Origin of the sequence: Microcoleus sp. S1D4 (assembly GCF_036700765.1) — a bacterium.
In the GTDB taxonomy this organism is placed as follows: Bacteria; Cyanobacteriota; Cyanobacteriia; order Cyanobacteriales; family Microcoleaceae; genus Microcoleus.
This window is the reverse complement of sequence record NZ_JAUBPP010000003.1, coordinates 327,699-348,183: the sequence shown is the minus strand read 5'-3', so window position 1 is coordinate 348,183 and position 20,485 is coordinate 327,699. Positions and strand designations below refer to the sequence as shown.

The following is a 20,485-nucleotide window of genomic DNA, read 5'->3' as shown; positions in this document are numbered from 1 at the left end:
ATCTGCTTTTCTACTCTGTTAAATTCCGCGAGTAGATTGCATCCAAAATAACTGTAAGGCGCGCACTGCGTACCCTACCCCACTCAGCGTTGCATCCGCACTTAAGGTAGCGTTCGCAATACGCGCCTTACTCAAACATTTTGCTGTTTCCTAGCTCACCGGTGTGATGCTAGCAATCACGCCGCCCATTTGGTGAATCCGCTGGTACTCTTGCGATAATTTGTCAAAAGGAACCAGATAGACTTGGTTGCTGCGGCGGAATTTCGAGACGCGGTTGACCACATTCGATCGATAAGCCGTAACTTCGATCCGGTATACCTTGCCTTCTTCGCCAGCTCCGGCTCCGTGACGAGTCCGAGCGCCAACGGGCGAATCTTGGAACGCCCAGCCGTCCGAACCGCCCGAAGGAGCGATTACAGCTAGGGGGGTTTCTTGAATTACGTGCTTGTACAATTTGGGACTGTTACCAGCCAAACTGCCCTTCAGGTCGCTGCTGGAAGCACCGCGCAGCAGTTGGAACATATAGGTAAAACCAACCATGTTCTTGCCCGTTTGGGTTTTGTACCCGCGGTAATACGGTACTATGTCTTCCCCGTAAGCATTTTGGTATTCGTCGCTGTCGATGTAGGCATCGATATCAGCTTCAAAGCCGCTTGCATCGAGGATATTGCTGTGATGCTTCGTTTCTTGGTAGCCCTCTGGCGCTCTACCTAACAGGTGCTTGAAAGTCAGCTCCGTATAGCGGTAGCGCGGACAAACGTCAAAAAAGCGCGATCGGTAAAGTTCCGATTTCGCAACTTGGCGCACGAACTCGCGGACGCTGATTTCGCCGCGTTTGAGCTGCGATTCGGGAACCGCAAGCCGTTCGCTTTCCATTACATAAGCATTGCCCAAAACTTGTCGGTACACTGCTTGAATTACGGTGGCGGCTTCCTCATCCGAGCGTCCGGGCCACAACTGAACAGGGTCTGTGTCTTCAAATAGGGCGACGCCCAATTGAGATGCAGGTCCAAAAGCCATTTAAACTCTCTCCTGGATAGCCACAAGGTTTGCTTAGAAAAATGTATCAAACTTTTACAAAGAAACCGATCGAACTCATAAACTCCCTCTCTGCCCTGACAGCAGCAGTTAGCTAGCGCGAGTCTGGTTCTCTAAGTTTTTCTTATTGGACTATACACCGCCCTCAAAACCCTAGAGATGAAGAATTGTAAAGTTTTGTCAACATCTTTGGGCTGCTGAATTAAAATCTTCTCATAAATAAAGATTAGCTTTTAGCAGGCGCAAATTGTGAAAAAAGATTTAAAACTCAGAATACGAGATCGAGTTCGCTGCTATTACAAGGTGCAATAAAATTTAACTGTTGATGCCCGGAACCAGTAGCATTAAGTTTGTCGAAAGGCAAAAACCCAAGGTCGCTGCCTTCGGAAAATCGCTTTCTTGGCGCTGCATCAACTCTTAAAGTTCTATTACTTTCCTTGCACGGGAGCCGGAGCCTTCGAACCCAGATTAAACTCTAGGATCTTCGCCGACAACGTAGGAGCGACCGTTTTGTTTGTCGGGAGCCGTGGTGGCAACAAAGTCTTTTAGTTTGTCAAAGCTGGTCGATCGCGCGTCGGTAACTGAACTCGATCAAAATGAATGCAGTCGCAGCCCATATTTTAGATCTCGCGATACTGCAAATTGCGCGCAAAACAGGGGACTAAACCCAGTGATGGATCTCGATTGTTTACCTTACGGCGCAGGCCACGCACAGGAAGGCGTCTGTTTGCTAGTCCGCATGGGGCCCCACCGCATTTTACTTGACTGCGGTGTACAGGATGTCTCGCCCCTGTCAGCGAAACTAGATCGATCACTCCCAGCCGATTTTGTGGTGTGCACCCACGCCCACTCCGACCACGCCAGAGGTTTGCTAGCACTTCACAAGTCTTTCCCGCACTTGCCAATTTACGCCAGCGAAGTCACAGCGCGACTGCTACCGCTCAACTGGCCGGAACAATCTCAGCAGCCGGAGTCCAGGTTCTGTCAGGGACTGCCCTGGCAGTCGTCGATCGAACTGCGGCCTGGGCTGACCGTGCAGTTGTTCCCGTCGGGCCATTTGCCCGGAGCGGCCACTGTACTGCTGACCTATACAGCCCCCCACCGCACCTACACCCTCGTTTACACGGGCGACTTTTTCCTGTCCAATTCTCGTTTGGTGGAAGGTTTGCCGCTGGGAGAACTCCGAGGCATGAAGCCGGACGTGTTAATTTTGGAAGGCAGTTACGGCACGGCGCGCCACCCTCACCGCCGACAACTGGAAAATCAATTAGCCGATCGCATCCACCGGGCGATCGGCGACGGGTACTCGGTACTCCTGCCCTCACCGGCGATCGGTTTGGGTCAAGAACTGCTGATGCTGCTCCGCAGCCACCACTATTTCACCGGTCGCGACTTGGATATTTGGGTAGACGGCACCGTCGCCGACGGCTGCGACGCTTATCTGGAACTGCTGCCCCAATTTCCCACGGCTGTCCAAAATTTTGCTCTGCACCAACCTTTATTTTGGGACGACAGGGTGAAACCCCGCGTCCGCCGACTGTCGGCCGAAGGGCGCGCCGGATTGGGTTCTACACCTTGTATTGTGATTACTGACCGCATTGCTGATTTGAATTTGTATGTTGCCGATCAGACAAATCCTTGGATTTTGCTCGCACCTCAAAAACCCGGATATCCGCTCCGGGACTGGCTGCCTAACTGGGCAGAATCAGGAGTCAGAAGCCTCGAAACTTATTTGCTAGCCGAACACTGCGACGGCCCGGGGACTACCCAACTCATCCACAACTTGCGTCCCCAGCACGTAATTTTTGTGCATGGTTCCCCCGCCTATTTGGCTGATTTGTCTAACTTAGAGGAGCTCCGCAACCGCTATCAGTTGCACACTCCGGCGACGGGTACGATCGTTGAATTGCCGATCGGGGAAATGTTTTTGCAGCCCGCGATCCCCGAAACTAACTATGAAGGAGAACTCAGCGAATTAGGCACAGAGGTAGCAATTAGCTTGCCGAGTCCGATAACAGCCGATCCTCGGTGGGCCAACTTTGCCGATACCGGTTTAGTAGAAGCCCGCTGGCAAGGCGAAGAACTTGTACTGCGCGGCATTTCCCAGCGGGAACTGCTTTTTCAAGGCAGCCCCGTTGCCACCAACCTCGAATGCTGCGGCAATTGCCAGCACTACCGCGGCCAGCGCTGTTGGAACCAGTCCAGTCCTTTGTTTGGCTTTAAAGTTACTCCCGACGGTTACTGTCCGGTGTTTGAATCGATATCGGAGTCAGAACTTTTCCTAGATGCGGAAACAGAAGGCGATTAAACTGTCGGGCACATTAAAACCAGCCCGCACCAAGACAAACAAAGGAGAGCTTCTCTGTTTTGCATTAATCAAGATACTTGAGTTGCAAGCTCTAGCTAAGCTGTTGTGCATCCCAATTGTCTGTGGTGATTGAGGGGGAGAGTGGGAGAGTGGGAGAGTGGGAGAGGGGGAGAGGGGGAGAAGATTTTTGATCGATCCTCGAAATATACAATTTAAATGCACAACAGCTTAAGACAGGCTAGCGCCGTGTCCGTGGGAGCATCTGTGTTTTGTATTGATAGTGCTGTCCCCGATCGCGAGTACAATACGAGAGCGGGGACAGCACTATCATCAAAAAATGCTTTTTACAAAGCCCCAGATGCTCCCCTGTCCGTCCCACAAAAATCTTTTTTTTCTTGTGATACGTTGATCCCCGCAGCGTCCCCAAAATTTTATCAAAAAAACTGAGGCAAGAAATATTCTGCTTAAACCCAATTTTTTGGTAATTCTTCCAGAAAAAAGGGAGAAAAATCGTTTGATTTTCCCCCAAATCTTATTTTTGATTCAAGCACGAGCTCAAAACTAATCTAAATTCGAGTCGGGGTAATGATTGCGAATTTGTTCCGCTTCGGGACAATCGTCAGAAACTAGGGGTTCGCAGTTAGTTCTCGACACCGAAGCCAACTTCTGGGATACAGCTCCAATACTTTCTAGACGCACCATTTCTTCCCAGGAGCTAATTTCATCTTCTTCGTCGGTTTCGTAGCGCAGCGTGACTAGATCCCCTTCAATATCTAGGATACGAGCGCGCTCTATCCAACGTTGCTGATCTCGAAGAAAAATAGAAACCTCACGACCATCACAACAGAGTTGATAGATTTTGCGCTGTAGCATTTGTCAGTTCTCCTGCGCAGTGTATTTGCTTAAAAAGATTGCCTGTTTACATTGACATAATCCCCAACCTCAAGGCATAGGGATTCTGGATTTCAAATAGCTTTCAGCAAGCACAGCTTGCCTGACATTGCCTATTCCGATAGTTGATGCCCCAACCTATTTGAGATTTTTGGGATTTATAGAGTTGAGACCGGATTGTGACATCTGGCTAATCAACAATACGTAACTTATCATGAAAGCCGTCCTATAAGGACTGGACTCCTATGCCAATTGTTCCGTAACGTACTTTGGGTTTGACATCGGAAGGCAGCCATATTGACGAGCCAGTTTCACGTTTTTTTGAAACTTCAACACCGATGGGTGTTACTAAATTTGATTTTACCACTAAATCTATCTAGTACGCCATTTATCCGATCGCAGATTTTGCAGCCACCGACATCTCTCGCCAGACGCATTTGCCACAATACATCCCAGAATCAGGATTTGAGGGAGCGATCGAACCCTCAGAGACACCAAGCAAGCGAGAATAAACACAGTTCGTAAGTAATTGGACAGAATTAATTACACACTGATTTTTTGCTGATTCTTTACTAGACAAGGCTTGTAGCCCAGAGTTTTGTGTAATTAATTGTGTCTTACTACTTATTGCGGATGACCGTCCGCTCAGTTCTGCAATACCTGCATTCCGCACGCGCGATCGAATCTTACTGCGCTCAATCGAGCCGACATGATAAAACTCTTCGTGACTCGATCTCCCTGTCGCGGTGCTTGAGGCAGCGCACAAATGCTCTGCGATGATTGCACAGACCGCTTTTACATAGTATAATTCTGCGATCGAGCTGTTGATATCCCACCTGATAATAAGGATTTTCGGGCGATCGGGCAATCCAATCACCAACGGAAAATCAACAGTTTCAGACCGCGACTTCAAAACAGTTCGGACTGTGGGAAGAAATTGCGATCGAACAAGTGGCCGCGACTTTAAGACGCTGTAGAGTAAAGTTAAGCAAAATAGGAAAGCCCCTTAGCGATTAGAGGCGAACCGATCGAGAACCGGCATACCAAAGGGCGATACCAGGGGCTCGACAAAGCTCCAAAGTACACCTCCGGGACTTGCACGCTCAACTACCAGCGTGACTGCGACTTTAAAACCGAGCGTCAAGTCAGTATTCACACGCTAGATGGTCGAATTGTCCTCCCGACGGCTACAACCAGCACATCTATCTGATTGCTTAGTGCAAGGATATCGGTGCTGCGAAGATTGTCTGTCGGAAATTCTCGAAGACTGATTAATTGATGGTAAATCTACAGCTTAAAATGCCTGCTCTCGCTCCACTAAATATCACTAGAATTTATGGTGTGGACGCGGGTTTGAGATATCTTTGCCTCGAAACAGATTTGCCAAACAAGTCTAGTTTCTCTTCGGTCAAGGTGGCACTGCACAAAGCTAAACTTTATCAACAAGCCAAACAGTCCTTTCAGCGTAAAGATAACCGTTCGGCTTCGCGAATCTTAATCGTATCGTCGGGACGGAAAAGACGATTTATTGCTGATGCAAACACCAGATAGCGATTAATATTGCTAATGTTAATGGTTTAATTAAACTCAAATATATGGCCAAGACACCGGATAAATTTAAATCGTATTAGCAAAAATACGAACAACAAAAAGCAAAAATTTAATCAAGAAGTAGCTAAATAGTTGTTGCTATAGTTACCCATTTATGTCTGCTGTAAGGCTGCGTTTATTGGCTAAATAGCTAAATTTAGGTGCATCATATAGCGGTGATCAAGCATTGTGAGGTATGCCCTATGCCCGGTTTGGCCTATGCCCTATGCCGCATAGTACATCATCTTTCTGAGACTCGGCTATACCTCGCTTTAGTTGCTCGGATTCTGGGCAGACCTCTGAGACCGAGCGACCGCAGAAAAAGCTAATTTTTCGCTGTGAATGTCGGGGGTTTGAACTTGATGCCGATCGCGCCGGAAGCAGAAATATTGCAATATATATAAAGCTGCTTGTCCGGGAAGATTTCGAGGGGTACGAGGATATTCTCAGCACTCCCCTAATGTGTCCGACACTGAAGCCAAAGCAGCAATCCTTTCGAGGTTTTTGAAGTTGCGGTGGAATTCAGATGCTGCGCCCCCACCATGCAGCGGTACTCGGCCGGCGGTGGCTGTTAGTTGACAACAAATTAAAGTGATCGATGTGTTAAGGAGGATAATTTATGGTATATGCAGAAAATTGGTCGCAGCCGTCTATGTTGGAACTAGCGCGATCGGGTAACTTTCAAGCCCTGAATTACTGGATTGACAGCTTGCTCAGACCCGAAGGGATTTATGCTCGCGTCGAACAAGCTCAAGCCGGCTGCGTCCAAATCTTAGTAGAATTCCAGCGGGAATTTGCGCCGGATACTACATTACTGGGGAGCACTCTCCGGGAAAGCTTAGTCAAATTTATTTGTCACCAAGTCTGGAGACTCAATTCCCCAGCAGTAGAAGGGGTGCGAATTCACGCGCGGTTGGCGGGAGAACCAGAGATTCTCTGGAAACAGTCGGTGCGAATTGTGACTCCGGCAAATCGGCGGCAGCGGCGCGATCGTTCCCTATTCGTCATAGATTGGGTTAAATTTAAAACGTATCGTTCTCTGCTGCTAGTGGGATCGGCACTTGCTTCATTTATTTTAGGGTGCTGGGTGAGCTACCACGAGGCTCTGGCCGTGCGGTTAGTATCTCCAGTCTCGCCGTACCAGCAAGCTGGGCTAATTTCGGGGCCGCCTCCCAAACGTCCAGATTCGGTGCAAGCGGCTTTGGAAGTAGTACCAGTAGTGCAACAAAAGCAGGTTGCTAATCCCTACGATCCCACCGTAACGCTGATGTTCGGGGGAAATGTGAATCTATCGGATGCGATCGGAGCATCTGCCGGTAACAATTATGATTGGGCTTTTGCCAATATGGACGAGTACCGGCAAGCAGATGTGTCGATGGTTAATCTAGAAAATCCCCTGACTACCTCTACCTTGACCAAGAATAAAAAACAATTAAATTTTAAAGCCGATCCAGAATTGGTGAAAATATTAACAGCGGGAGGAGTGGATCTTGTCAATCTGGCAAACAGCCACGCTATGGATTACGAGGAACCGGGGCTGGTGGAGACTATAAATACTCTAAATAATGCTGGAATTGGGCATCTGGGAGCCGGTAAAAATATTAAAGAAGCTAGGCGTCCAGATATTATTGAGGTGAAGGGTCAGCGGATCGCTTACCTCAGTTATTATGATACCGACCTTAACTCTGCCGACCAAGGGAAAGCTGGTACTAATCCCCGCCGCAACAATCGCGTGGCAGAGGATATTCGAGCTCTCAGGGGTCAGGTAGACTGGATTATTGTTAATTACCACTGGGGAGTTGAGTTGGCAGATTATCCGGGAGATTGGCAAATTGATTTGGCTCGGTTTACGATCGACCAAGGAGCAGATTTGGTAGTGGGACACCACCCCCACGTCCTCCAAGGTGCAGAAGTGTACAAAGGCCGCCCAATTGTTTACTCGCTGGGTGATTTTATATTCGGCGCGAATGCTCGCAGCGATTACGATACTGCAGTCCTGAAAGTATCGCTCAAAGACAGGAATATGAAGGTAGAATTTCTGCCTGTGGAGGTGAAAAAGTTTCAGCCGAAGGTGGTGAATGGGGCGGCGGGCGATCGGATTCTCAAACACGTCGAACAAATTTCTAGTATTTTCGATCGCCCAATGCGATCTTCTGTAGTTCTAGATGCCACAATTAACTCAGGAATCACACCAAAAACTCCAAACTATCCATTGTCCCCAGCCAAGAGCGGTATCGACGGGCCAGGGCTGAATTCGCCCAAAACACCAGGTGAAAGCAATCTGCCAGACTCAGCACCATCCAAACCTACTCCGATTTTGCCAGCTTTGCCTGCAGCGCCCAAACAGCCGGACAACTCCTCATTATTTCAGAACGGCGCTGGGCCTGCAATTGAGTCAAGCCCGCCTCAAAATCAAGATTTGCCGCCGCGCATCTACCACACTCAACCTCAAAATCCTAACCGGGAAGCAGATCCGTTTACCAAAGAGCCATTCATCAAAGAACCGTTTATTGCGCCCCTATCTGGGAGTCAAGGAGGGGCGATGAGTCCCCAAAGCTATCTTCCCCCGCCTCGGGCTCTATCTTTCAAAGTCGAGGTCAAAGAGCAGCAGACACGCAGGAACATTCCAGACACCAGCAGAGATAGGTCTAAGCAGCCGATCGCGCTGCCTCCTATAATAACTGCGAGGATGGGGACGGCCTATGAAAGTCGGATCTATGATGCACAGGGGTAAAAAAGGGGCGGTAATGGGCAAAAATCAACTAGCAGCGACCAATTACGACCGATTTACTAAGAACCAATGATCGACGACCTACTACTGATGACAAATGTGTTTGCGATCGCGCTGAAGCAAAAGCAGTATAAAACCTATATCCTCTCCGACGAAACCGCTAACTCTACTCTAGAAGTTGTGCCGGAACGGGGCGGTATTGCCACTAGCTGGCTGGTTGAAGGCAAAGAAATGTTGTACTTGGACGCGGAACGGTTCGCCAATCCCGATCAAACTGTACGCGGCGGGATTCCCATCTTGTTTCCCATCTGCGGCAATCTCGCCGACCAGACCTACACCTACAAAGGAGTCTCGCGCCAGCTCGAACGACACGGCTTTGCTCGCGATTTGCCTTGGACGGCGACGGAACAAGTCACGGAGGGTTGCGCGGCTCTTACCCTAGTGCTTAAAAGCGACGAGAAGACTCAAGCTGTTTATCCGTTTGATTTCCAGCTAGCTTTTACTTATCAAATTAAAGGCAATTCTTTGGAAATTGTGCAGGAATACACCAATCTTGGTGTCGAGCCCATGCCCTTTTCTAGCGGCTTGCACCCTTACTTTTTCGCTCCCGACAAGACAAATCTGCGCTTTCAGATTCCGGGGATGCAGTACAGAGATCGGAATACCCACTCTAAGGGTTATTTCACGGGGGTTTTTGACCCGACACTGGATGAAATAGATATTTCCTTTGATGAACTCACGGGTCTTGCTGCTATTGTTACTGACGCGGCGCGGGGCTTGCGGCTCACCCTCAGTTACAATTCCAGCTATGGGAAGTTGATCTTCTGGATGATCGAGGGCAAGGATTTTTACTGTCTGGAACCTTGGACTGCTCCTGGAAATGCTCTAAACACTGGCGAACACTTGATTTATTTGCAGCCGGGAGCGACTTGTGAGACGATCGTGCGGATGACTGCAACTTTTTTCTAAAAAACACTTGCTATTTGAAATGATGGGTGCTACTGTTAGAAATTGTCTGCGGTAATAACGTTTACACGGGTCGCTAGCTCAGCGGTAGAGCATTCGGCTTTTAACCGATTGGTCTCGGGTTCAAATCCCGGGCGACCCATTAAAAATCTAGAATTTTGAGTTTCGAGTTGAATGCTCGGAGCTCGAAATTTTGTTTTTTGAGCTTTTAAGTAGAAATTTGGAAAGATAATGCGCGATCGGCTACAAATTGTCTTAAGATTATCGTAAGAATTGAGCTTGTCTAAAATTCACGGCCCAGAAACACAAATAACTAGGAGGAATATCTATGGCGCTTGTACCTATGCGACTGCTGCTCGACCACGCGGCTGAAAACGGTTACGGCCTACCGGCTTACAACGTCAACAACATGGAGCAAATCCAAGCCATCATGCGCGCTGCTGACGAAACCAACAGCCCTGTGATCTTGCAAGCTTCTCGCGGCGCTCGCTCCTACGCTGGGGAAAATTTCCTGCGCCATTTGATTTTGGCGGCAGTTGAAACCTATCCTCACATTCCCATTACAATGCACCAAGACCACGGCAATGCCCCCGGCACTTGCTATTCTGCCATGCGCCAAGGTTTCACCAGCGTGATGATGGACGGTTCTCTGGAAGCGGATGCTAAAACTCCCGCCAGCTACGAGTACAACGTTGAAGTTACTCGCGAAGTTGTGAAAGTGGCTCATTCGATCGGCGTTAGCGTTGAAGGCGAACTGGGTTGCTTGGGTTCTCTGGAAACAGGAATGGGCGAAGCAGAAGACGGCCACGGCTTTGAAGGTGCGCTTTCCCACGATCAATTGCTCACAGATCCCGAAGAAGCTGTTAATTTCGTCGAGCAAACCGGCGTTGATGCTCTCGCAGTGGCGATCGGCACTTCCCACGGCGCTTACAAATTCACCCGCAAGCCGACTGGCGAAATTTTGGCAATCAGCCGCATTGAAGAAATTCACCGCCGCTTGCCGAATACTCACTTGGTAATGCACGGTTCTTCTTCTGTACCCCAAGAATTGCTGGAAATCATCAACAGCAACGGCGGCAAAATCCGCGAAACCTATGGCGTACCTGTGGAAGAAATCCAAAAGGGTATCAAGTGCGGTGTTCGCAAGATCAACATCGATACTGACAACCGTTTGGCGATTACCGCTGCGGTGCGCGAAGCTTTGTTTGCTAAGCCCGAAGAATTCGATCCGCGCCACTTCTTGAAGCCGTCGATCAAGTATATGCAGAAGGTTTGTAGCGATCGTTACAACTCTTTTGGTTGCGCCGGTCAAGGTACAAAGATCAAGCAAGTTTCTTTGGACGATTTCGCAGCTAAGTATGCTAAGGGCGAATTGAGTTCTTCTACTAAGAAGACTGTCGCTGTTTAAGAATTTTAGGTTTGAGATTTGAGATTTATCTGAAGTCTAAAGTTTGAATAGCCGGGTAGCTGCGAAGTTGCCCGGTTTTTGTTTTTTTGTTGGTGGACAGAAACTCCATAGAACAGTCTTGAACGCACTCGCGTCTGCACAAGCGCGTTTTGTACGGGAAATCCCGCACCCGGTTGCCCCAGTCGGTGATGTTACCTCCAGCATTATTACTGCTGGCGAATACTCTCGATCAATTCAGTCCTTGCTGCTAAAATATCAGACATTTGCACGCAACGAACTAGCAAAGTAATATCTAAATCTGGCAAAAATTCACTGCGGGAAATTTGCTCGTAATTATTTTCCTGGAGTCCATAAAGCACAAGCTGATTATTTTCCCAAAACCAGACTTCAGCGATTTTCAAACGCTTGTATTTTTCTAGTTTATCTATGCCACCGCTGGTAATAGTGACTTCTATTGCTAAATCTGGATGTGCTTTTTTGTCACCTAAATAGTAAGACTCATCTGGTTCAAATGACACATCTTGAGTTTTGTCCCTGCGAGTTGCATTGCCAACTGGAATAAACTTAATACCTTTTTCAAAAAAGTAAGCTTCTAGCAAAATAGCTAGCATTTTTTTGAAAATTTCATGCGGTTCACCAGTTGTCATAAACTCCACACACCCATCTAAATAAGTTATTCGCAAGCCTGGGGCATCTTTTATTAAGCTTTCTAGCGCCTCGAACTGCTCCCAAGTATAATAACCGGGTAAGAGAAAGCGTTGTTCTTGAAGAGTTGTTATTTGTTCTGAAACTTGTAATATCATGGGCGTAATGCTCCGAATAAAAATCAGTAGCCCTTGCTTAGCATAACAAAAATAGGGACTCCAAATCAAAAAAAATCACTCGTGTTTGAGTTTTTTATTATAAAATGAAGTTAATCAATGTTGGAAATTAACTGCTTGAATCAAAGGTGAACGCATGGCAAAGGTTATTGCAGTTACAGATGCTATTAAAAGCCTTGCTGAGGCTGAATCAAGGTTGAATTTGAGCAGAACTGAGGATGAGGCTTTTTTTACTGAGTGGCTAGCCCAATTGCCAAATCCCAGCGATTCTGAACAACCTGCTTTGGATACGCTACGACGCAGATTGCTATATCATAGAGCAGATGGAGAGTTGTTAGAAGGGTCAGTGACTTTGCTGGTGGCATCACCTTTGTTAGAACTGGCGGGTTTCTACGATCCACCGTTTAGAATGAAGGCTGAGGCTGCGGTCGAAATTGCGATCGATGATGGGGAAGAAACCCTGCGCGGACGCATTGATATTTTGATTTTGCAGAATCAGCTTTGGGTAATGGTTTTGGAGTGTAAGAAGACTACGATTTCGGTGCGATCGGCATTACCCCAAGCATTAGCATACATGATGGCAAATCCCGATCTGGATAAACCGAGATTTGGGATGTTGACGAATGGCGATGATGTGTTGTTTGTGAAACTTATGGCTCAACCTACGCCCGAATACGGGTTATCGCGGGCATTTTCGATCTATACTGTGCGTAGTGAATTGCGATCGGCATTTCAAGTCTTGAAGCATATAGGGCAAAGCATTACTAGCTGATAAGTTAATGTCGATCGTTTTCCCTAATTTCTGTTTCAATTTCATCGGGAAAAGCTTCGGCATAGGCCCAAGCGTTAGCAATATCAGTAGCAGAGAGAGATAGATAGCTTGTGAGTAAATCGGCTTCACTATAACCAATGCGACGAGCTTCGACAAGTCCCCAAACGGTGATGCGAGTTCCTGCAATGCAGGCACTGCCACCACAGACATCAGGCGTTTTTTCAATACCGCGCCCCAGGGTGATTTTGCCCTGAGATAGGAGTTGAACAACTTGAGCTTTTTCGTCGTCAGAGAGTGCCAGCAGTTGAGGCTCTAATTCTTTCAGCGTCATGGCAAACAATGGAATTGCGACTACTGATTATTCTATCTAATTTATTCTATTTAGTTTGCGATCGCACGGGTGCGTCGAAACCGGGTTTTTGGAGAAAATACTGCATCGAAGCCTTTAATCTCGCTGAAAAACCCGGTTTCTTTGGTATTTATTCGTAATATCAAGAAACCCGGAGGGCGGGCACGGGGGCACCGCCCCTACACAAACCCGTCGTTTTTTTTCTTTGAAAAGTATGGGAAATCCCCCCGTGGTTGCCCGGTTTCAACCACCGAGTCTTATCGCAGCATATTGCCTCAATACAGGTGAAATAGTGTAAAATTTTGCTTGTTGTTCTATCAAGCAGCGACGCGATAAAGATTGCAGCGCATTTACCAAATCTGAGGCGGGAATTTGGCTATTTTCTAGCAATTGGGTGAGGTTAATTGCATCGCTTGCTTTGGCTAATAAGGAGATTACTTGTTTTTCTAGTTCGGATAGGCGGCTAAATAGCTGCTGTAAAACATCTTTCAAATCTTCGGGCAACAATATGGTATCATTTGGTAATAACTGATTGACGCAGCCTCCCAATTCTTGAATCAGAGTCGCCACGCTTTTTAACCATAGGGGATTGCCTTGGTAGCGATGAATGAGTGTTTCAATGTTATCGCTTTCTGCTAACCCATAATCTATCAGAATTTTCCGTCCGGCTGCGATGTCTAAACCTTTGAGTTGTAAGGTGCGAATGGAAGTATTTTGGTTTTTAACTTGAGTCACTTCTCTGGGTTGTTCCCAACCAATTAACATCAAGCAGCTTTGATGGGATAATTTTTCTATTTGTTTGAATAAAGTGCGATATTCTTCGCATTCAGGTTTATATTTTCCTGCCAATTCGCCGCTACAAAAAAGGTTTTGAACGTCATCTAATATTATTAAACAGCGATGGTTTTGTAAATACTTAATTAACGGTAATGGTTTCTGGTTGGTTGGGGAGGAATCTTGTTTTTGTGAATTGGAAAAAAGCTGTGTTAGGTTAGATTGAAATTTATCTATGGTGGGGAATTCGTCTAGGGTGTACCAAGCTGCGTACTCAAACTCGTGTTTGATTTGTTGTACGAGTTGTACTGCTAGGGATGTTTTGCCGATGCCGCTGATGCCGGTGAGGGTGATGAGGCGGCTGTGTTGTTGTAGAATCCAGGTGGTGAGGGTTTGGTGTTCGGGAGTGCGATCGAAGAAATCACCCAACTCCGGCATTTCGCTTAAATCTTGATATATACTTTTAGTTTGTTTTGAGTTAGATGTTTCCTGATTTGGTGGGTTTGAGTTTGGTATATTTGGCGGGTATCTAGCTTCTCCACAGATGTTAACGCTGTTAATTTGCACCGATTCTTCTTGTGCAACGTTTGAATATATTGAAACTTCCCACCTCTCCATTGCCGATCTAAAATTTGTTTTATTAACATCTTCCCCTAACTCCTCTGAAAGTATCTGCCATAATTCCGATCCGATTTCCCTGATGCGACTTTCAGAACAGTCAAAGTCTTTCGCTATTTCTTTGTATGTCTCGCGTTGTAGAGTTCCCCGCAGTACCGCTGCTTGTAAATCGTCAAGGTGCTGACCTGTTTTAGCAAATACTATCTTATCCGCGAGGTTTAACATTTCTTTAAGATTCATCTGGCAGGGAGATCCGAGAGTTTTATGTATTGTAGCTCACAACTGCCAATATTTTCGTACATTTTCGTACATTATTGTACAAAGTTAGATTAAACTTAAAGTAAAAGCGAGGGAGAAGTGGCGACAAAATAGAACTTTTTTGGGCTAGACAAACCTTGAATTTATTAAGGATAATGGAACAAGTATTAAAAGGATAAATTGATTTATGAATTGGGAAGATTTTGCCAGTAAAGCAGGTGAAGAAGTTGTAGAAAATGTTGTTGAAAAAACTATAGGAATTAATGGAAATACAGTCAAAACAGTCAAAGCGGTTGCAGAAACTGGTGCTGCGGTAGGTGCGGCTGCCAGTGCTGCAACAGGGTTGACTGTTGCAGCAACTTCAGGAGCAGGAATTACTTCGGGTCTAGCTGCGGCAGGTGGTGTGGTTGGTGGTGGTATGGCGGCGGCTCCTGCGGTATTAGCAGCAGGCCCTGCTTATCTGGGGGCAAAAATAATGAATGAAACTTTGTTCAAAGAGCAATCGAACTTGTCTGAGGAAGAGAATCATGCTCGTGCAGTGGCAAGAAAAGCTACAAACATTGGGGCTGTTGCGGGTTTAGCTGGTGCTGGTGCTGTAACGGTAGCTGGCGGTGCTTCTGGTGCTGCAATTATGGGCACTCTTGCGGGTATCGGTGGCGTTGTCGGGGGAGGTGCAATTGCTGGTACTGCCATAGTTGCTGCTGCACCTGTTGCGGCGGCGGCTGCTATTGGATACGGAATATATAAACTGTTTGGAGGTAAAGGGAAAGATAGTTAGTTCAGTTTGGCTTTGAAAGTCTAATTAATCTGAAGTTTAGCGGAACATTTAATTATGATGGATGAGATAGTCAATAAGTTAGCTGGTCTAGGAGTTGCTGGTTTAGTCTTAGTTGGGCTTGTTGCAACCTCTTCTTATGCAGGAGCCGTAGCAATTACAACTTCGTTAGCTTTTTTAGGTGGTCCTTTTGGGATGATTGGTGGCGCAGTTGCTCTCACCTTGATTGCAGGCGTTTCAAGCATGATTGCAAAGGTTGGGGTTGAGACTTTAGCAAAGGCTGTAGTTCAGGAACTCAAGAAGAGTGGCAGATCTGAGAGCTCTATCATTCAAGAAATCAATAATTTTCCAATGATTACTCAAGGTCTACGTTCCCAACTACGTGAATATGTCCGCCTAGTATAAAAGGAATAAGTGTGATTGCTGCTCTCCATTAGTGCGATCGTCTTTTTTTGTAGGTTGGGTTGACGCTGGTGTCACCCAACCTCTTTTTTTACTTACAATCTTATCCATTTCCACCATTTCAAAGTGCGCTGATTGCACGGAGAGCGATCGCCCCATAACACATAAAGAGCGATCACCCTTTCTTTTTTCTGATGACCGATCGCCTAAAATGAAAGAGCGATCGCCCATAAGCTTGTAGGTTGGGTTGAAGGACAAAACCTAACCTTCATCAGTGTTTAGCGATCGCCCCATCACGCATCAAGAGCGATCGCCCTTTCTTTCACTATTTCTTGTTTCTGATGAGCGATCGCCTAAAATGAAAGAGCGATCGCCATTGGTTGGCAATTAACTTAATTTAAAAGTTTATTCGTCAATAAAACTCAAGACAATCCAAAGTAGCGCTATCGCTCAATTCTTGAATTGCGTCTGCTCCAGCTCGAAGCATTGCTTCCACACTGCTGGTAGGTGTATTGCCACACCGCAGCCAAATCACCTTTGGCGGAGAACCATAAAGACGGCTTCTTTCTGCAAAATCAGCATCCTGAGTAACAATACAAAACCCTTGAATTTTAGCTAAATCCCAAATTTCGCTATCCATAGCTTCTGTAAACCCGTGAAACTGAATATGACTAGCATCCGGGAAGATATCAGCCAAGCGATTCACTAACTTCCGGCTCAAGTTTTGATCGAACAGTAATTTCACCTTTCACCTACTACGGCAATTAAACGATGTTCTCTATCGGCCGCAAATTCAAGACAAGCTCTAATATCTTCCTCTGTTAATTCTGGGAAGTCATCTAAAATTTCTGCATGAGACATACCAGCAGCTAACCAGCCCAAAACATCGTACACGGTAATCCGCATTCGTCTGATACATGGCTGGCCACCACGCTTACCTGGTTCTATTGTAATGATGTTGCGATAGCTCATGGGAAAGGGAATTTGGTATTTATAAAGCCAGTTTAGCCTAATTTTCCATTCTTTTGGTTTTCTGCCTCACTAGACAAATTAATTGTTTCTCTCTTCTCTCAACTCCTGATGCCGAATTCCCTGAATAAACTCCGTCCTTGCCTCAATCCTTGAAGGCATTAAAACACAACGCACCAACAATTCTAAATCCAATTCCGGCAACAAATCACTTTTAGAAATTAGCTCATAATCATTCTCGCGCAGCCCATACACAGCCAACTGATTATTTTCCCAAAACCAGACTTCTGGAATGCGAAGTCGCAGATATTTAGCTAGTTTATTTGTACTACCGCTAGTAATTGTCACTTCTACTGCTAAATCGGGATGCTCTTTCGTTTCACCTATATAATAAGACTCATCAGGCTCAAATGAGACATCTTTGGCTCGATTTTTGCGAGTTGCACTTCCTACAGGAATATATTCAATTTCCCTTTCACAAAAGTAGAGTTGTATCAAAAAATTAAGAATACAACTGATTGTCTCATGTGCTTCGCCCAATGTCATAAACTCGATCCACCCATCAAGATAAATAATTCGCAAACCAGGCGCATCTGCCATTAAAGATTCCAGCGCCTCAAATTGCTCCCAACTATAATAACCGGGGAGAATCAATCGCTGTTCGGCAAGCGTAACTATTTCTTCTAAAACTTGTGGTGTCATAGGTATAGCCATTTTATTTTAATATTGCTAGCCCTTATCTAGTGTAACCCTGGTAGGGACAGCATGAAATCCCATTCAAAACTTAGCGAACAAAGTCGAGCTTACTGCGGCCCAATCCCCTTCAAAAACTCCGTCCTTGCCTCAATCCTTGAAGGCATTAAAACACAACGCACCAACAATTCTAAATCCAATTCCGGCAACAAATCACTTCTGGAAATTAGCTCATAATCATTCTCGCGCAGCCCATACACAGCCAACTGATTATTTTCCCAAAACCAGACTTCTGGAATGCGAAGTCGCAGATATTTAGCTAGTTTATTTGTACTACCGCTAGTAATTGTCACTTCTACTGCTAAATCGGGATGTTCTTTCTTTTCACCTATATAATAAGACTCATCAGGCTTAAATGACACATCTTTGGTTTTATCCCTGCGAGTAGCACTTCCTACAGGGATAAAGTTAATCCCTTTCTCGAAAAAGTAAAGTGCTATAAATATAGCCAAAATACTTTTTATCTCCTCATGTGCTTCGCCCAATGTCATAAACTCGATCCACCCATCAAGATAAGTTATCCGCAAACCAGAAGAGTTTGCCATCAAAGACTCTATAGCCTCAAATTGCTCCCAACTATAATAACCGGGCAGAATTAATCGCTGTTCCCCAAGCGTAACTACTTCTTCTAAAACTTGTGCAGTCACAGCTATCACCATCCTATTTTAAATATTGCTAGCCCCTACCCAGTAAAAACTAGGCAGGGGCATTCTTTCACATTCTAACTTAATGAACTAGCTCGATCGCCCTTTTAGTCAACGCCTCAGCAGTCAACCCGTTAAACGCCATCAACTGACCCGCACTAGCAGTAGTTTCCCCCCGCTTCCAAGCGAAAGTATCACGCGGGCAATTGCTGCGGAGCATCACCGGCTCCAACATCCCAGAAGCACCGCCTGTCACGCCAATCAAGGCATCTCCACCAAACATTTTGGCAAAATTCTCATCGCTCAAAAAGCCGCCGTCAGCTTCGGAACAAGTATCCCAAGCAACATCGCTTGGACGGTACAAGCGGCGCGGATTCACAACAGAAACAATCCGTACTCCAATCCCTTCTGTTTCCAAAAATGCTGCGGCTTCAAACACTGGCATTAAAGTCATGTCGCCCACAACAGCAAACACCACTTTCTTACTTCCCCCTTGATTTTGGGATGCTTGCGGAGAATCAATTTCGTGCAGCACAATTGCACCGTCTTGCAATCCTTGGCGAGTCTGTGCAAAAGTAGTGCGAATTGGCAGCGGAGACTTGCTCGCAGTAATCACAACACCCTTATTTCTGGCACTCAAAGCCCAATCGTAACAAGCTTGAATACTGTTAGCATCCGGTGGAAACAAAGGAAACACATTACCGTTACGCATCATCGCCGCAAAATAAGCTTCAATTTCCGGGCGTTGGTGCGTCCAACCATTGCGGCCTTGCTCCAATGCACCCGCTGTAAATAAGGTGACAGCAGCCGGAGTTGGACGGCGCAATTCTGCCATTGCTTGGGTGACAGTTTGCCAAATTGGTAAACCGTTGATGGCAAAAGATTCGTAGGAACACCACAAACTCCGCGCTCCGAATAGCGATAAACCTACAGCCAAACCCGCGCAAGCATCTTCGCTCAAAGGTTCGTAAACTTGACCGTTTGGCGATTGATTGTACAAGTCATCCGTCGTCGGGTGAATGATTTTCAGAGCTTGGTTGATGTTGGCAATTGCCGATGCTTCATTACCGTCAGCATTGGTGACAAGAAAAGTGCGATCGCGCTCACCGACTGTTCCCACCAAACGTCCCATTGCAGTTGTCGAAATTTTCGCTTCTCCACCCACCGCAAATTCTTCTAAAGGCAATTCGCCCAAATCTGCCAGTGGCAATGTAAACTCAGTAACAACGGTTTTCGCCGCAGGCCCACCGCCCGCCCGCTCGCAATTTGTCCGCACCAACTGCCACGCCTCAGCAGTCAAAGCGCGCTGTTTTAAAGCGCTGATAATGTGCGGAGCATCGAGGGTATCTTTTGGATAAAGGTTGTGAGATTTTGCGCCCAATGCGTGCACGCCAGCACCTTTCAACTGTTTGATAATAAACACAGTCAATTTGCCGCCGAGAGCAGATTTTGCCGCTTTGTCAACTCCTTGTAAAACAGCTTTGGTAAATGCCATCCGCTGTTCGAGTGAAAAAGCAGTGCTGTCAACATAAGCTTCCGGTTGATTTTTATCGTCAAATTCCTTAGCATCAACTAAGATAATTTCTTCAAAACCGTTTCCTTGCCAATAAGCAATCATTTCAGCATTAGTTTTTGTCGAAACCATACTGTGATGTTCTTGGGAATATCCGTTCCAAACTAACACTGGTAAAAAGTTAGTAGCCTTGGGATAAGCAGTGTGGAAATGCCCCATGCTGCTCATTGGATAGGGTTCGCCCATGCCGCCGTCGCCCATTGTGAAAGCAAACAGTTTTCCGGGATGCAAAAGCGCTCCCGCCATTGCAAAATGCTGTCCTTGTCCGAGGGGGCCAGCAGGTGCTAAAAGACCGGGAATGAAACCGGAAAGATGTCCTAACAAACCGTCTTTTTCGCGGAATTTATCGCGCACTTGCTGCACGTTGACAATTCCCATATCTTCTAAAGATCGATCGAGAAACATGGCACTGTAAAATCCCGGCGCGTGGTGCCCCACTTCGGTGACAATGTTCTTGTGTCCGAGCATCACCAACGCGGCATAAGCCTCGGCTTGGCTGGCAAAACCCCCCGGATGTCCCGATGCCTTGCTGGCGGTGACTTGCAGCGTCAGGTAGCGCAGGGCATCTGCTCCCAGCATTGTTTGAAAGACGGCGGCGGGATCTGCCGCATCGGCGATCGACTTGCTCCCCTGGGCGATCGCGGGTGCTTTCCCGTAAGTCTCAAAACCCGGCACTGTTTCGGAGAAATACTGGATTCCTTCGCAAAAACTGGGGATGGCTGACGTTGCCTTCGACGTAGTTGCAGTCATGCTTGATACCTGAAAAATTTGGATTAGATTAATTTAACAGTAATTTTATAACTTATTTGTTGCAAAATATCGCTATTTCTGTTATTGCCAATTAT

The 20,485-nt window shown here is 46.5% G+C and carries 18 protein-coding genes and 1 tRNA gene; 8 read left to right on the top strand and 11 right to left on the bottom strand.

The features are described from left to right. Positions 1–150: 150 nt before the first annotated feature. Complete coding sequence (locus QT998_RS05520; protein ID WP_333091144.1) at positions 151–1,020, bottom strand: phycobilisome linker polypeptide; 870 nt, start codon at positions 1,018–1,020, stop codon at positions 151–153. 691 nt (positions 1,021–1,711) lie between these two features. On the opposite strand from QT998_RS05520, the gene QT998_RS05515 reads away from it, so the two are divergent. Then, positions 1,712–3,346 carry an MBL fold metallo-hydrolase gene (locus tag QT998_RS05515; protein WP_333115752.1) on the top strand — a complete coding sequence of 545 codons (1,635 nt, stop codon included), beginning with the start codon at positions 1,712–1,714 and terminating at the stop codon, positions 3,344–3,346. Between the two features lie 561 nt (positions 3,347–3,907). Here QT998_RS05515 and QT998_RS05510 read toward each other — a convergent pair. Next, positions 3,908–4,219, bottom strand: coding sequence for a DUF6679 family protein (locus QT998_RS05510; RefSeq protein WP_106148100.1), 312 nt, complete (start codon positions 4,217–4,219; stop codon positions 3,908–3,910). Between the two features lie 406 nt (positions 4,220–4,625). Further along, on the bottom strand, positions 4,626–5,150 hold the full coding sequence (locus tag QT998_RS05505) for a hypothetical protein (RefSeq protein WP_333091140.1): 525 nt from the start codon (positions 5,148–5,150) through the stop codon (positions 4,626–4,628). A 1,296-nt stretch (positions 5,151–6,446) separates the two neighbouring features. Here QT998_RS05505 and QT998_RS05500 point away from each other — a divergent pair. From QT998_RS05500 to fba, 4 genes are all read left to right on the top strand, one after another. Beyond that, positions 6,447–8,561: a CapA family protein gene (locus QT998_RS05500; RefSeq protein WP_333091139.1), complete on the top strand. Its 2,115-nt coding sequence runs from the start codon at positions 6,447–6,449 to the stop codon at positions 8,559–8,561. A 66-nt stretch (positions 8,562–8,627) separates the two neighbouring features. Beyond that, positions 8,628–9,527 carry an aldose epimerase family protein gene (locus tag QT998_RS05495; RefSeq protein ID WP_333115716.1) on the top strand — a complete coding sequence of 300 codons (900 nt, stop codon included), beginning with the start codon at positions 8,628–8,630 and terminating at the stop codon, positions 9,525–9,527. A 67-nt stretch (positions 9,528–9,594) separates the two neighbouring features. After that, positions 9,595–9,666, top strand: a tRNA-Lys gene (locus tag QT998_RS05490). Between the two features lie 186 nt (positions 9,667–9,852). Then, on the top strand, positions 9,853–10,932 hold the full coding sequence (gene fba, locus QT998_RS05485; protein WP_333091137.1) for a class II fructose-bisphosphate aldolase: 1,080 nt from the start codon (positions 9,853–9,855) through the stop codon (positions 10,930–10,932). Between the two features lie 206 nt (positions 10,933–11,138). Here the strand turns inward: fba and QT998_RS05480 are convergent, their stop codons facing one another. Next, a complete protein-coding gene (locus QT998_RS05480) occupies positions 11,139–11,735 on the bottom strand; it encodes a Uma2 family endonuclease (protein WP_333091135.1) in 597 nt (198 codons plus the stop codon). A 154-nt stretch (positions 11,736–11,889) separates the two neighbouring features. Between QT998_RS05480 and QT998_RS05475 the strand changes: the two genes are divergently transcribed. Then, positions 11,890–12,525 carry a type I restriction endonuclease gene (locus QT998_RS05475; protein WP_333115714.1) on the top strand — a complete coding sequence of 212 codons (636 nt, stop codon included), beginning with the start codon at positions 11,890–11,892 and terminating at the stop codon, positions 12,523–12,525. Between the two features lie 4 nt (positions 12,526–12,529). On the opposite strand, the gene QT998_RS05470 is transcribed toward QT998_RS05475, so the two are convergent. Both QT998_RS05470 and QT998_RS05465 read right to left on the bottom strand, forming a co-directional pair. Continuing rightward, positions 12,530–12,856: a DUF433 domain-containing protein gene (locus tag QT998_RS05470; protein WP_333091131.1), complete on the bottom strand. Its 327-nt coding sequence runs from the start codon at positions 12,854–12,856 to the stop codon at positions 12,530–12,532. Between the two features lie 261 nt (positions 12,857–13,117). Continuing rightward, on the bottom strand, positions 13,118–14,506 hold the full coding sequence (locus QT998_RS05465) for an NB-ARC domain-containing protein (RefSeq protein ID WP_333115712.1): 1,389 nt from the start codon (positions 14,504–14,506) through the stop codon (positions 13,118–13,120). A 205-nt stretch (positions 14,507–14,711) separates the two neighbouring features. On the opposite strand from QT998_RS05465, the gene QT998_RS05460 reads away from it, so the two are divergent. Together QT998_RS05460 and QT998_RS05455 are read left to right on the top strand one after the other, a co-directional pair. Further along, positions 14,712–15,302, top strand: a complete 591-nt coding sequence (locus QT998_RS05460) for an RNA polymerase subunit sigma-24 (RefSeq protein WP_333115710.1) — start codon at positions 14,712–14,714, stop codon at positions 15,300–15,302. A gap of 54 nt (positions 15,303–15,356) precedes the next feature. Further along, entirely contained in the window at positions 15,357–15,704 is a 348-nt protein-coding gene (locus QT998_RS05455; protein ID WP_228049688.1) for a hypothetical protein, read from the top strand. Between the two features lie 409 nt (positions 15,705–16,113). Here QT998_RS05455 and QT998_RS05450 read toward each other — a convergent pair whose 3' ends face one another. From QT998_RS05450 to QT998_RS05430, 5 genes are all read right to left on the bottom strand, one after another. Continuing rightward, positions 16,114–16,446, bottom strand: coding sequence for a DUF5615 family PIN-like protein (locus QT998_RS05450; protein ID WP_333115703.1), 333 nt, complete (start codon positions 16,444–16,446; stop codon positions 16,114–16,116). After that, positions 16,443–16,673: a DUF433 domain-containing protein gene (locus QT998_RS05445; protein WP_106148543.1), complete on the bottom strand. Its 231-nt coding sequence runs from the start codon at positions 16,671–16,673 to the stop codon at positions 16,443–16,445. Before QT998_RS05445 ends, QT998_RS05450 begins: the two co-directional genes overlap by 4 nt. 78 nt (positions 16,674–16,751) lie before the next feature. Next, positions 16,752–17,372: a Uma2 family endonuclease gene (locus tag QT998_RS05440; protein ID WP_333091169.1), complete on the bottom strand. Its 621-nt coding sequence runs from the start codon at positions 17,370–17,372 to the stop codon at positions 16,752–16,754. Positions 17,373–17,473: 101 nt separating this feature from the next. Continuing rightward, entirely contained in the window at positions 17,474–18,070 is a 597-nt protein-coding gene (locus QT998_RS05435; RefSeq protein ID WP_333115702.1) for a Uma2 family endonuclease, read from the bottom strand. A 79-nt stretch (positions 18,071–18,149) separates the two neighbouring features. Further along, positions 18,150–20,390 carry a phosphoketolase gene (locus QT998_RS05430; protein WP_333115699.1) on the bottom strand — a complete coding sequence of 747 codons (2,241 nt, stop codon included), beginning with the start codon at positions 20,388–20,390 and terminating at the stop codon, positions 18,150–18,152. Positions 20,391–20,485: the final 95 nt, after the last annotated feature.

Excerpts from the sequence above, each read along its gene's own strand:
- QT998_RS05520 (WP_333091144.1), bottom strand. The coding sequence starts at position 1,020 with ATGGCTTTTGGACCTGCATCTCAATTGGGCGTCGCCCTATTTGAAGAC.
- QT998_RS05515 (WP_333115752.1), top strand. The coding sequence starts at position 1,712 with ATGGATCTCGATTGTTTACCTTACGGCGCAGGCCACGCACAGGAAGGC.
- QT998_RS05510 (WP_106148100.1), bottom strand. The coding sequence starts at position 4,219 with ATGCTACAGCGCAAAATCTATCAACTCTGTTGTGATGGTCGTGAGGTT.
- QT998_RS05500 (WP_333091139.1), top strand. The coding sequence starts at position 6,447 with ATGGTATATGCAGAAAATTGGTCGCAGCCGTCTATGTTGGAACTAGCG.
- QT998_RS05495 (WP_333115716.1), top strand. The coding sequence starts at position 8,628 with ATGATCGACGACCTACTACTGATGACAAATGTGTTTGCGATCGCGCTG.
- fba (WP_333091137.1), top strand. The coding sequence starts at position 9,853 with ATGGCGCTTGTACCTATGCGACTGCTGCTCGACCACGCGGCTGAAAAC.
- QT998_RS05480 (WP_333091135.1), bottom strand. The coding sequence starts at position 11,735 with ATGATATTACAAGTTTCAGAACAAATAACAACTCTTCAAGAACAACGC.
- QT998_RS05475 (WP_333115714.1), top strand. The coding sequence starts at position 11,890 with ATGGCAAAGGTTATTGCAGTTACAGATGCTATTAAAAGCCTTGCTGAG.
- QT998_RS05470 (WP_333091131.1), bottom strand. The coding sequence starts at position 12,856 with ATGACGCTGAAAGAATTAGAGCCTCAACTGCTGGCACTCTCTGACGAC.
- QT998_RS05465 (WP_333115712.1), bottom strand. The coding sequence starts at position 14,506 with ATGAATCTTAAAGAAATGTTAAACCTCGCGGATAAGATAGTATTTGCT.
- QT998_RS05460 (WP_333115710.1), top strand. The coding sequence starts at position 14,712 with ATGAATTGGGAAGATTTTGCCAGTAAAGCAGGTGAAGAAGTTGTAGAA.
- QT998_RS05455 (WP_228049688.1), top strand. The coding sequence starts at position 15,357 with ATGATGGATGAGATAGTCAATAAGTTAGCTGGTCTAGGAGTTGCTGGT.
- QT998_RS05445 (WP_106148543.1), bottom strand. The coding sequence starts at position 16,673 with ATGAGCTATCGCAACATCATTACAATAGAACCAGGTAAGCGTGGTGGC.
- QT998_RS05440 (WP_333091169.1), bottom strand. The coding sequence starts at position 17,372 with ATGACACCACAAGTTTTAGAAGAAATAGTTACGCTTGCCGAACAGCGA.
- QT998_RS05430 (WP_333115699.1), bottom strand. The coding sequence starts at position 20,390 with ATGACTGCAACTACGTCGAAGGCAACGTCAGCCATCCCCAGTTTTTGC.